Annotated in this window: 10 protein-coding genes and 1 tRNA gene; 6 read left to right on the top strand and 5 right to left on the bottom strand. The window is 60.8% G+C overall.

Features of this window, described 5'->3' with window-relative positions:
• Window positions 1-77: transfer RNA gene (locus tag AKG11_RS31990), tRNA-Met, on the top strand.
• Here AKG11_RS31990 and AKG11_RS34070 read toward each other — a convergent pair.
• Window positions 34-1,689, bottom strand: coding sequence for a recombinase family protein (locus AKG11_RS34070; RefSeq protein WP_082342915.1), 1,656 nt, complete (start codon window positions 1,687-1,689; stop codon window positions 34-36). The two genes, AKG11_RS31990 and AKG11_RS34070, sit on opposite strands and share 44 nt — an antisense overlap.
• Window positions 1,690-2,201: 512 nt before the next feature.
• On the opposite strand from AKG11_RS34070, the gene AKG11_RS32005 reads away from it, so the two are divergent.
• The 4 genes from AKG11_RS32005 to AKG11_RS32020 all read left to right on the top strand — a co-directional run bounded on the left by AKG11_RS32005 (window position 2,202) and on the right by AKG11_RS32020 (window position 4,926).
• Complete coding sequence (locus AKG11_RS32005; RefSeq protein ID WP_050746920.1) at window positions 2,202-2,501, top strand: type II toxin-antitoxin system TacA family antitoxin; 300 nt, start codon at window positions 2,202-2,204, stop codon at window positions 2,499-2,501.
• 3 nt (window positions 2,502-2,504) lie between these two features.
• Window positions 2,505-3,020 carry a GNAT family N-acetyltransferase gene (locus AKG11_RS34080; protein ID WP_082342913.1) on the top strand — a complete coding sequence of 172 codons (516 nt, stop codon included), beginning with the start codon at window positions 2,505-2,507 and terminating at the stop codon, window positions 3,018-3,020.
• A 203-nt stretch (window positions 3,021-3,223) separates the two neighbouring features.
• Window positions 3,224-4,150 carry a DUF4238 domain-containing protein gene (locus AKG11_RS32015; protein ID WP_050746922.1) on the top strand — a complete coding sequence of 309 codons (927 nt, stop codon included), beginning with the start codon at window positions 3,224-3,226 and terminating at the stop codon, window positions 4,148-4,150.
• A 41-nt stretch (window positions 4,151-4,191) separates the two neighbouring features.
• Complete coding sequence (locus tag AKG11_RS32020) at window positions 4,192-4,926, top strand: hypothetical protein (RefSeq protein ID WP_050746923.1); 735 nt, start codon at window positions 4,192-4,194, stop codon at window positions 4,924-4,926.
• Between the two features lie 77 nt (window positions 4,927-5,003).
• Here AKG11_RS32020 and AKG11_RS32025 read toward each other — a convergent pair whose 3' ends face one another.
• The 3 genes from AKG11_RS32025 to AKG11_RS32035 all read right to left on the bottom strand — a co-directional run bounded on the left by AKG11_RS32025 (window position 5,004) and on the right by AKG11_RS32035 (window position 10,200).
• A complete protein-coding gene (locus tag AKG11_RS32025) occupies window positions 5,004-6,881 on the bottom strand; it encodes a UvrD-helicase domain-containing protein (protein WP_050746924.1) in 1,878 nt (625 codons plus the stop codon).
• Window positions 6,878-9,268 carry an AAA family ATPase gene (locus AKG11_RS32030; protein WP_082342914.1) on the bottom strand — a complete coding sequence of 797 codons (2,391 nt, stop codon included), beginning with the start codon at window positions 9,266-9,268 and terminating at the stop codon, window positions 6,878-6,880. Before AKG11_RS32030 ends, AKG11_RS32025 begins: the two co-directional genes overlap by 4 nt.
• Window positions 9,269-9,450: 182 nt before the next feature.
• The gene (locus AKG11_RS32035; protein ID WP_050746925.1) at window positions 9,451-10,200 is read right to left on the bottom strand and encodes a sulfite exporter TauE/SafE family protein; all 750 of its coding nucleotides are present in this window, start codon (window positions 10,198-10,200) and stop codon (window positions 9,451-9,453) included.
• A 97-nt stretch (window positions 10,201-10,297) separates the two neighbouring features.
• Here AKG11_RS32035 and AKG11_RS32040 point away from each other — a divergent pair, with 97 nt between their 5' ends.
• A complete protein-coding gene (locus tag AKG11_RS32040; protein ID WP_050746926.1) occupies window positions 10,298-11,188 on the top strand; it encodes a LysR family transcriptional regulator in 891 nt (296 codons plus the stop codon).
• A 21-nt stretch (window positions 11,189-11,209) separates the two neighbouring features.
• On the opposite strand, the gene AKG11_RS35250 is transcribed toward AKG11_RS32040, so the two are convergent.
• On the bottom strand, window positions 11,210-11,410 hold a 201-nt coding region (locus AKG11_RS35250; protein ID WP_197284056.1), incomplete at its 5' end, for a glutathione S-transferase family protein.

The following is an 11,410-nucleotide window of genomic DNA, read 5'->3' on the forward strand; positions in this document are numbered from 1 at the left end:
CGCGGGGTGGAGCAGCCCGGTAGCTCGTCAGGCTCATAACCTGAAGGCCGCAGGTTCAAATCCTGCCCCCGCAACCATCTTTACTTGCGATCCACCCCGCCCCCAGGCGGGGTTTTTCTTTTGAGCGGAAATCATAAGGATTCCAGCGAGATCGCCCTGAACGTCGATCTCCACCTTGCCTTCGACGGGGGTCAGCACGATCCTGTCCACGAGAGAGCGCAGGATGTCCGCTGCCTCGATCCGCTTCTCTTCCTCTTCATCCTGCAAGGCTTCGTAGAGTTGCTGGACGCGGTTGCGGTATTGCAGCGCCATGGCGGGATGGAGAAGCGGCGGCGGCTCTTCGGCCTCGGCCAGGAACAGCGCCAGTTCCTTCTTCCGGGCTTCCAGCAGGACCATCTTCGCGTTGATGGCATCCGCCGCGCCGCCCTTGAGGATCAGGTTGAGCAGTGTATCGAGCTCCCGGTCGATCCTGGCCACCTCCGCCTCGGCCGCAGCGATCCCCGCGCGGCCTTCCATGCGCAGCCGGTTCATTTCCTGGGTGAACACCTCGCAGAACCGGGCGAACAGTTCGGGATCAACAAGGCGGGTGCGGAGGGCGTTCAGTACCCGCGCTTCGAGTTCCTCGCGCCGAATGTTGACGCGGTTGTCGCAGGTTCCCTTGTTGCGTGCCGTCGAGCAACCAATCAGCGTGGCTGAGATCGCCGAGTAACCGCCCCCGCAGCAAGCGCAACGCGTGAGACCGGAGAAGAGATACCTGGGTCGGCGGCGATAGTTCATCTTGCGGATGTCGGCGACACCGGCCTCGTCCCGCTCGGTCCGGTTTTCGCCCTGCCGCGCCTTCACGGCATTCCAGAGATCGTCGTCAAGGATGCGCAGCTCCGGTGCCTCCTGAACGACCCATTCGGATTCGGGATTGGGGCGAGCCTGGCGCTTGCCTGTATCGGGGTCCTTCACGAAGCGCTGACGGTTCCAGACGATCTTGCCGACATACATCTCGTTGTTGAGGATGCCGTTCCCGCGCTTGGGGTTGCCGTTGATAGTGCTGAAGCCCCATTCTCCGCCGGACGGGGCGGCGATACCCGCCTTGTTCAACGCGAAGGCTATGGTCTTGGCCGACTTGCCGGCGGCATAGTCGTGGAAGATGCGGCGGACGACTTCGGCTTGAGCCTCGTTGATCGTGCGGTCGCCGCGGATCGGTTCGCCGTTGGCGTCGAACCTCTTCACCACGTCGTAGCCGTAGGAATTGCCTCCACCCGATTTTCCCGCCTCAACACGGCCACGCTGCCCGCGTCGGGTCTTGTCGGCCAGATCCTTCAGGAAGAGCGCGTTCATCGTACCCTTGAGCCCGACATGCAACTCGCTGATCTCGCCCTCAGACAGGGTGAGCATCTTCACGTCGGCATAGCGCATGCGCTTGTAGATGCCGGCGATGTCTTCCTGATCCCGGCTGATCCGATCCAGCGCCTCGGCCATGATCAGGTCGAAACGACCGCGGCTGGAATCCATGATCAGCGCCTGGATGCCAGCGCGCTGGATCATGCTGGAGCCGGAAATGGCGTGGTCAGAGTATTCCTCGACAATGGTCCAACCCTGCTTCTCGGCATGAAGGCGGCACATCCGAAACTGGTCGGCGATGGACGCGTCACGTTGACTGTCGGACGAATAGCGGGCGTAGATCGCAACTTTCAATGCGCGTCTCCTCGGTGCATCAAGAGGCGCGCTTCCCCCGTCGCCTCGTCGCCTTCACTTCCTCCGCGTAGCATTCCCGAGCAGCTTGCCGCGCCAGAAATGCCACCAAGCGCAAGAGCCGTGGATCGGGCTCGCCACGAGGAGTAAAGGTAAGTTCCGGCTCGTGGAGCAGAAGAGATTCGAGCAGCTCTTCGCGCTCGCTTCTTTTCATTTTCGGCGGAGTATGGGTTGATCGTACGCTCATACCCGGTAGAGTTTGCCGGATATGAAGTATAAGCAACTGAAAACACGATAGAATGTTTGGCGACTATTGCCGTGTTCCGGCGTATGCAGGCGTGGCGCGGCGTGTGCCCGCGCGCTCTGGCATAGCGAAATAACCTGTTCGCTTTTGTCTCCGAACGGACCACCGGTCGTACCGAGATGGCATTTTTCAGATCGCTCAACATAAACGCCATCGTAGCGTATTGCGTTTTACGATACAATCTCTTATCGTGCGGCTAAGGAGAAAAGTTATGGTCGCCAATGCCGACCGCAAGGAATATCCGATCTCGATGCGACTGCCGGAAGCGGATGTCGCAATGATCGATCGTGCGGCAACGCTGCGTGGGCGCTCGCGCACCGACTTCGTGCGTGACGCTGCGGTGCGTGCGGCCGAAGAAGTCGTCATGGAGCAAAGCTTGATCCGTATGAGCCCGGAAGGGTTCGCCGGGTTCATGGAGGTTCTCTCCGCCCCGGCAGCTCCGGTTCCGGAAATGGTCGAACTGGCCAGGCGGCCGGCACCCTGGGAAGCCGGTTATGAGGCGAAGCGGTAAATCGTGGCGCTATCGGCTCCCGAACCGCTCACCGCCACGCATGACGTGTCCGAGTTCTCCTGTGGGAACCCGACGCTTGATCACTGGCTGAAGACACGCGCTCTCTCCAATCAGCAGAAGGGCTTCACGGCAGTTCTCGTCGTTCACGAGGCCGGACGTGTCGTTGGCTACTACGGTCTTGCGCCGACCGCCGTTGTCCCGGGAGTGCTGCCGCGCTCGATCCGCACTGGTCAGCCGCCTGATCCGGTCCCCTGCCTTCTTCTCGGCCAGCTTGCCGCCGATACGGAATGGTCGGGACGCGGCGTTGGCACGGGCTTGGTGAAGCATGCGCTTCAGCGTTGCGTTCAGGCCGCAAGTCTGGTCGGCGGGCGAGCGCTGATGGTCAACGCCGTGGACAATGTAGCCGCGCAGTTCTGGCAACGGCGTGGTTTCCTTCCCACGCGGGATGATCCGCTCGTCCTTTTCCGCTCGATGGCCGCGATAGCAGCATCACTCGCTGACGCCCGAGCCAGCATTTAGCGGATGCGGGGACGAGCTTCATCACGGTACTTCGACGCCAGGTCCGCTCGTCCTGCCGCCGAGCCCGTTCGGGGGCCGAACCTTGTCGGACGGTCACGCCCACATCGGCCTGATAACGGTGAAAGGTAGGAATTTCCGGTGAAATTACATTCTGTACTTGTTATCGTTTGAGGGAATATCACGAAATCGGCTTAATACAGTAAATGACGTCAAACCCTCCAACGAAGCATCACTATATTCCAGCGTTTTACTTGAAAAGATGGGCGGCTGCCGACGGCAAGGTCACGGAGTTCACCAAACCGCGTCATGAAATCGTTGCGAGAAAGATCATGCCTGATCGCACCGGGTATCAGGAGCGCCTGTATGAACTGAAGGGCTTTGAGCCGAGCCTTGCACAGCAGGTTGAAGAAAAGTTTTTCAAGCCGCTCGATACCTGGGCGTCCAACGCGCTCACCATGCTCGAACGACACGGCCACCAGGCGCCCTGGGACAGCCATAGCCGCTCGGCGTGGACGAGGTTTCTCCTGTCGCTGCTGCTGCGTTGCCCCGAGGATATCGAGGCTTTCAGGGAATGGTGGCACGAGGATTTTAGCCGCACCGACGCTGACGCTGAAGCGCGCTATCAGGCGGCGCGCGGCGCTGAAGATCCAGCGACCTTTGCCGAGTTCCTCGCCGGCCAACCGCTAGGCATCAAGGAACGCCATCAGTTCCAGGTCTTCTATTCCCTGGTAGACCACGACAGCGTTGGCGGCAAAATCAACGAAATGGACTGGCGCGTGCTGCAATCACCGCCAGCCGCCCCCGCATTCCTGACCTCGGACCGCCCGATAATCAGGACGAATGGCCTCGATCAGGAGGGTGACCATATCGCGCTGCCGATTGGCCCGCGGCTTCTCTTCATCGCCTCCCATGATCGCGGCCTTCTCGACGGAGTCCTGCGCACAAACCAGATCGCTCTCGTGAAGGAATGCAATCGGCAGGTCGTCGAAGGCGCATCGCGGTTCGTCTACGGCATCGATCAGAATCAGGCGCGCTTCATTCAGAACCGCTTCGGCAGGACGCCGCAGCCGCGTTTGATGGAAAGCATCGTTCAACGGCGACGAGACGAAGCGGCGCGTCAGGCCAAATAGCGTGTTCGAACTACGAGTGTCATAATGGGGGAACGACAAGAATGAATTTCCTGAATCTGGACGACAAGGAACTCGATCAACACATCTATCGCATCATGCCGCAGGAGTACGTTTTCACGCTTTTCAGCGACAGGCAGAACGTCCTGAGCAAGATCAGCAATTGGAAGGACAAGTTTGAGAATTTCCAGCTCAACCTTGGCGGAACGTTGGATGGAGAACGGTTCGATTACGGTTTCAAGGATGATTTCGTCGGCCAGTGCTGGACGCGGCACAGCCTCTCGGAGGCGATGTGGGGAATTTATGCGAACGATCCGAGCAAGAGGTATCTTCGTATCCGTTCGACGCCACGCAAACTGCTGACATCGCTTGCCGCAGCTCACCCTCGCATGCCTCAAGACAGCTGTTTTGTAGGCGCCGTCAGCTATGAAACCGAGCCGGCCCTGAAGGCATATCTGGCCAACAACGGACGCCTGGAAATCTCGGCACGAGGGCTCGCCCGATCGCTTCTTCTCAAGCGCCGCGCCTTCAAGCACGAGGCCGAAATACGCTTGCTCCACTTCGGCGATGCGGGCAACTGCGATACCCGCGGTCTTTATCGTTATCCAGTCGATCCTCACGATATGATCACGCAGATCATGGCCGATCCGAACCGGGATCGACGGGGCTGGAAGGCTGACAGGGCGGCAATCGCGAAAGCGACGGGCTTCTCGGGCCAGATCAAGCGTTCGAAGATCTATGATCCTCCCGGTTGGGATATCCCCGCGTTCACCTCTTGAAGCCTTCGGCCTAAGGCAGTCGCTGTTTCGCATGACACCGAAACGGATACCACGATGGTGCCGTTCGCTCCCGTTGATCAGGCGAGCGCCTCAACGCCCCAAACCGAGGTGCCCGGGAACAACCCTTTTTCTGCGATTGCGGCGAGCGCCGTCGGCACGTCCGGCACGAAGAGCACCACGGCAAGATCCGTCATGGCGCGTGAGCAGCATACGTAGAAAAGACGCCGCGTGCGATCGAGGACCGTCTCTTCGCCAGCCTCAATCCGGGCTTGGTCATTGTCAGAAAGCTGTACGTAGCCGAAGTATTTCCCGTAAGAGTATTGGTGGAACGCCGCCTCCTCGTCATCCACCACGACGAGGACCCGCTCGAACTGCGCTCCCTTCACACCGTGGTGCGTCGCGAACGGCGACTCCTCGGTGAAGTAGCGGCGGTACGCCCAGAGCTCGTTGACGCTACAGCCGAGCAAAGCCTGAACATTTGCGAAGCCGCTGCTCCCGTCGTCCACCGGCTCGTCAACGAGATGCGGTCCGAAGCGGTCATCCAGTCGAAGCAGTTCCGTATCCTGGACGTGCCGCATCACCGCGCCGACTGTCGCTTGCGAACCGTCAGCAAGCATCGCTACGAGGTGATCGACCGCCTGCTGCAGTCCTGTCAGCACAGCCGACGCTGGCTGGCCACGCAGGCGATCGGGCTGGAGCTTGGGGCTGGCAAGACGCAGGATCGACATGACCGTAAAGCGGTCGCCTTGCCGAACTGCCGAGACGATCGGCAGGATCTGCTGCGCTATAGGTCGAAGCGGCCAGGCGGAGCCGTCAGCGATTCCTTCGGCAAAGCTGGTCGGGGCGTGATCGTTGAGCGCAGAGTAGAGGCTCGGAAAGCCGAGCCGGACGGCGGCCATCCGGTGAACCAAGACCAGCAGCCTGACATCGCCCTCGGAGACATCGCTCAGCCAAAGCTCGTCTTCGGTATGCGCTGCGAGCCATGCACGGACCGCGGCGAGGCGAGCGCTTCGCTGATGGTCGGCCGGCAGAACGAACAGGTTGGCCGTGCCAACCACGGGCTGTTCTACTTCGCCGACCTTGATCCGGCGTCCACGTGTCTGGACGAGACCGTCGCCGCCGGCGCGGATGGCGTTGACGACCGCGAGAACTGACGTCGGGCAACGAAAATTCTCCGGCTTGCTGATGTTTGCCCAGCCTTCGTCAAGCGGAACAGCGCCGCTGCCGCTCATATAGATCTTCTGCATCGGATCGCCGAAAAAGCCGACACACAAACTAGGCTGCTCGGCTGCGATCGAGCGCAATGCCTCGACAACTTCCGGGTTGGTGTCCTGGCTTTCGTCGACAAAGATAAATGGGAAACGGCTGGCGATCACTCTGCGCAACAGCGGATGCGCGCCCACACAATAGGGCGTCAGTTTGAGGACGTCATCATGACCCAGAATACCTTCGGCATAGCTGCTGCCAGTGCCGTAGGTGAATCTATCCACCGACGCAATCGCGCCCAACTGAGCCTCGAGTTCGGCGATCTCGATCTCTAACCGCGCCTTGGTTCGTGCCTGCGTGCGGGGCTTTTCGTGATGCGCTCGCCGCTCGGCGATCTTCTCCTCGATCCTGACGCCAACCCAGGTTGCTATGTCGCTTTGGAACGGTCGGATCACCGACCACAGGAAGCTATGGATCGTGGAGATGTGGAATAGCGGCGAGACGCCGACATCCTCAGAAATCTCGCCGACGGCGACTTCTGTATAGGTGATGCAGGCGATCTGCTGCCCGGCGCGACGCAGAGAAGGGCCACGGGTTCGAGCGAGATGGTCGAGGGCCTTGATCAGCGAGGTTGTTTTGCCGGAGCCGGCCCCTGCGACCATCACGAAGGAACGGGGAACTTTTCCATCAAGACAGGCACGAACCTCGACGTCAGCGGGTGTGTCCGGGCTGCCGATGCGACTGGTCATGCGGCAAAACCGTTGCCAGCGGTGGAGACGGCGAGGTGGACGGCGTCTTCAGCGCCAGTGTCGCCGTGCTCGCCGTCAGCCCAACCATCGCTGCCTTCGTCTTCGCTCTCGTCCCCGTCATCAGGTTCCGGATCGGGTGGAGCGATTTCACCCTCCAGCCAACGTAGCCCTTCTGCGATATACTCCGGCACAGTCCACTTGGTCGGATCCTCGGCGAGCAACGCCAGAGCAAAGTCGGTCTTGCTAAAACTCTTCGCCTGCACGCGCTTGTGGACACGGCTGACGAGCTCAGCCAACGTTTTTTCGTCGTTCTTCGCGATCCTCAACTGAAGCAGCCGGCGATCCTTGTGCTGGCACCACTCGAGGTTCTCAAGCGCGAAAGCCTCCTCAAGCGTTCGTCCTGCGAGCGCGGCCGTATCGTGGCCCCAACTGACGTCAGTGCGGCATTGATAGGCAACCCGAACAAGCGCGTCATCGTCATTCACACGAGCCTGAGTCTTGTCGTCGGCCGTCGCAGCCCAGAGCGCCTCGACGGTCCCGCATTTAGGCAGCCATTGCAGCAACGTCTGATTGGAGGTCGCCGCGCCTGGATGCCCGGCAATGCAGGCCTTGCCCGGCTTGCCGCCCGCCGCCGGCGCCGCCTCTTCGCCTTCATCATCCTCGTCAGCGGCGTCGAGATCGGGCTCCTCCTGTGCGGCAGCCTCACTCTGGTCCGCGGGCCCACCAGCTTGGCCTACGACGGCGTCTTCGCCTTCGGCCAAGGCTGCTGGACCGAACACACTGTCAAGGTCGGTTATTATGAGGGTGGTGAGGCCGAGAAATTCGATCAGCGCCTTGAAGCGGTAGCCGAAAGCGCCACCAATCTCTAGAATGGTGAGATATGTCGATTGCAGTCGCGGAGCAGCAGTCTCGATCATTTGCGGCAGCAATAGCCGTTCGACATTGCCCTCAACGAGCACGGCAGCGTCCGCGAAGAACAGATCGCAATGCGCGAGCTTGAGGTAGCGCTCAAGGAAGGTGCGAATGTCCGGGGCGGTGCTGTCGTAGAATGCAGAAAGGTTGAGCACGTCGGACGTCGACTTGGCGTTCGCGCGCGAACGCCGAAAATAGCGGATCGGCCGAAAGCCCCGCTCGTAGAGGATATGGGTCGAATGCGTGGTGACGACGACCTGGCTTGTGTAAGCGGTCCGGTCGACACCCTTGAGCGCGAGGATGTCCATCACCTTGCGAATGAAAGCTTGCTGGAGCTGCGCGTGCAGATGCGCCTCTGGTTCCTCGATGAAGATCAGATGGACCGGCGGACGGTTTTCTTCGATAGCCAGCCATTGCGCATGGAGGTCGAGCAGTTCAACGACCATAAAGATGAGGTTCTTGAACCCTAACCCGTTGTAGCGGTCAGGCAATGTCGGGGGATCGGCCGCACCGTCGTCTGGGCCGAGCGCATAGTGGACCAAGGCCGCATCACGGCTGCTCATGATCTGTGCCGGATCGAGCGCGGAGCGGATCATCATGCGAGGGTTGGAGAGTCCAGGATATCCAAGCTTTGATAAGCTCTTCAAGGTCGGCTCAAACACTCTCTCCAGATGCTGGTTGAGCGCGATCTCCGATTGAGCCAATGCGCGAAGCGCCTCGAGGTCGTCACCCTTCTGCTCAAGATTGCGCCCGTAGAAGCGGCTGAGGACTCGCGACAGGTCTTCGGCCCGACCTCCTCCAGCGCTGTCGGACAGGTGACGCTGGGCGTCCAGGAAATCGATACGCAGGATGCTGTTGAGAATTTCGCGGCCGCTGCGATCCCGACCCGCAAGCGACGAGGGTACGTAGCCGTCCTCGGCGACCATGTCGGTGTCGAACCGCGCCGGATCAAGCACAAAGTGGCGCAGCTCATACTCATCATGCAGAGTATCGCGCAGATAATCACGAAGGTGTCGTGGCGCCGGGTCAAACACCGGGGCGCCGTTCGCGTCTTTCTCGACTGCAGCGAGCGCGCGCTCGCGGGCCTCATTGAAACGGACACGTGTCGCGTCAGGGTCTATAGGCGCATAGGCGACACGCATCCCGACGAGTGTGCTGTCCCAAGCGAGACTAGGCAGCAGGTCAATGGCGCGATGAACATCCTCCGCCCCGATTTCCAGCCAAATATCGACTTCCATGGTCGGCAACGCAAGACTGTCGTCGCCCGCACCGAATGCAACGATCCCCGGCCATAAATCCGCGCTGAAATCATGGATGTTGAAACGGCCATGGCCTGTGAAGAGCTGGAGTGCGTGGCCAACGGACGTCTTGCCACTATTGTTAGCGCCGACAAAGATGGAAATATCAGACGCGAGGTCGATCACAACATCTTGCAGCCGTCGAAAGTTGCGGACAGCAAGCTTCCTTAAATGCATCGTTCCCGCCCTCCCGATTCGTGCTCGCCGGAATCCAATGTAACTTGATCTAACAGCTATTTGTGCTCTGCTCTATGAGCTTTTCGCAGAAGATCGAGTGCCGACCGCGTTCCGGTTCGCCGAGGTTAGAGAAAACAATCGCTTCTCACCTTGGTTAACTTGCTTGCCCACAAGACCTCAAATCATAGCAGAGACCGCGTAGCCATTTCGCAGCCGAGCAGCAGCAGGCAAATCAGGAAGCCGCGGCGAAAGGCGAGCGGGCTGATCCGGTTGCGAACGCGCTGCCCCGCCCACATGCCTGCCAGCGCCGGCAAGACTGCGAGCGCCGATAGCCAGAGACGGTCGGCCTGGAATGCTCCATGCGCGCCAAGTCCGATGGCGAGCGCGATCGTCGACACGGTAAACGAGAGGCCGAGAGCCTGCACGAGTTCGTCCTTCGACAGACCAAGCGCCTGGAGATAAGGAACTGCCGGGATGACGAAAACGCCGGTTCCTCCCGTCACTGTTCCTGTGATCGCGCCGATCAGCGGTGACAGCCACGGCTCGGAACGGCGCGGGACGCTGATCTGGCGCGCGAACAATGTATAGGCCGCATAGACGACGAGCGCGATGCCGAGAAACGCTGTCGTAAGCTTCGTGTCGCCGCCGGCGATCCATATCGATCCGAGCACGGTTCCCGCGACGACAGCCAGCATCATCGGCCAGAGCCTCCTCAGGAGCGGACCGAAGTTCGGGCCGGCCAGGAGCTGCCAGACATTGGTGACAAAGGACGGCACGATCAGCAGGCTTGCGGCCGCCAGCGGAGAGACAAGGGCACCAAGTACGCCCATCGCCACGGTAGGCAACCCCATGCCGGTGACGCCCTTGACGAGGCCGGCCGCGAAGAAGGTGGCAACGACTGCGGCGAGTAACGGTGTGGAAAGATCAAACATTGCCCATGAATATCGGGCGGACGTCTTCGCGCAATTCGGAAGGACCGATGCGTGACTTCGGCTATACCGAAGGCAGATATGAGACTATACGGTCAGCATGCGTTTCGACCTGATTGATCTGCGCCTTTTTCTGGCCGTCGTCGATGCCGGTAGCATCACCCATGGCGCGGCCGAAGCGGGGATGTCGCTGCCGGCTGCCAGCGAGCGGCTGCGCGACATGGAAGCCGCCGGCGAGGTCCTGCTGCTCCAGCGCGGCCGGCGGGGCATCAGTCCGACCGAAGCCGGCGAGGCGCTCGCCCACCATGCGCGCACGATCCTGCATCAGATGGCGCAGATGCGCGGAGAAATATCCCGCTACGCGAAGCGAATGCGCGCGAGCGTCCGCATCTTCGCCAATACAGCGGCGGTTACGGAGTTTCTTCCCGAACGGCTCGCGCCCTGGATGGCAGCTCATCAACAGATCGACATCGAACTGAAAGAAAGGCAAAGCTCTGAGGTCGCGCGCAGCGTTGCCGCGGGCTTTGCCGAAATCGGTATCTTGTCCAGCGCCGCCGAGATCGCCGACCTCATATCGCACCCTTTCGCCATCGACCGGCTGGTAGCCGTCTTCGCGCTGGACCATGATCTTGCGAAAAAGCCCCAGCTTCGCTTCGCCGATCTGCTCGATCATCCTTTCATCGCCTTGGCGGACGGAGCTTTGCAACAGCACCTTGAGATGCAGGCTGCCCAGTTTGGGACGAAGTTGAAGTTGCGCGTGGCGCTTCGCAGTTTCGAAAGTATCTGCCGAATGGCCAGCGAGGGCGTCGGCGTCGGCATCGTACCGGAAACGGCAGCGCGGCGCTTGAGGCGATCCGCGCGTATTGCAATGGCTCGGCTTCACGACGGCTGGGCGACGCGCGAACTGTCCGTTTGTGTTCGCAGCGAAGCGGAGCTGACCGCGCCCGCGCGCAGTCTGTTCGAGCATCTGACATCCGCAACGCACGCCTGATGGGCCGTGATGGACATCATCTCAAGCCAGGCCCTCCTGCCTGAGCGCCTGCTTCACCGTCTGACGTTCCAGCACCTTGTTCATCAGCCGCGCCCAGTCCGGCCAGCTTGTGTCCATCTCAAGACCGATCCGCTGACCCCAAAGCCTGAGAGCGGCGGTGGAAAAGTCGGCCACGGTAGCGGCGGAATAGTCCAGCCGCGGGCGGAGTAAAAACCGGCCACC

This window comes from Shinella sp. SUS2 (assembly GCF_001262505.1).
Lineage (GTDB): Bacteria > Pseudomonadota > Alphaproteobacteria > Rhizobiales > Rhizobiaceae > Shinella.

Coding starts and splice junctions, on each gene's coding strand:
- AKG11_RS32025 (WP_050746924.1), bottom strand. CDS start 6,881: ATGACCAGTCGCATCGGCAGCCCGGACACACCCGCTGACGTCGAGGTT.
- AKG11_RS32020 (WP_050746923.1), top strand. CDS start 4,192: ATGAATTTCCTGAATCTGGACGACAAGGAACTCGATCAACACATCTAT.
- AKG11_RS32015 (WP_050746922.1), top strand. CDS start 3,224: ATGACGTCAAACCCTCCAACGAAGCATCACTATATTCCAGCGTTTTAC.
- AKG11_RS32030 (WP_082342914.1), bottom strand. CDS start 9,268: ATGCATTTAAGGAAGCTTGCTGTCCGCAACTTTCGACGGCTGCAAGAT.
- AKG11_RS32040 (WP_050746926.1), top strand. CDS start 10,298: ATGCGTTTCGACCTGATTGATCTGCGCCTTTTTCTGGCCGTCGTCGAT.
- AKG11_RS32005 (WP_050746920.1), top strand. CDS start 2,202: ATGGTCGCCAATGCCGACCGCAAGGAATATCCGATCTCGATGCGACTG.
- AKG11_RS32035 (WP_050746925.1), bottom strand. CDS start 10,200: ATGTTTGATCTTTCCACACCGTTACTCGCCGCAGTCGTTGCCACCTTC.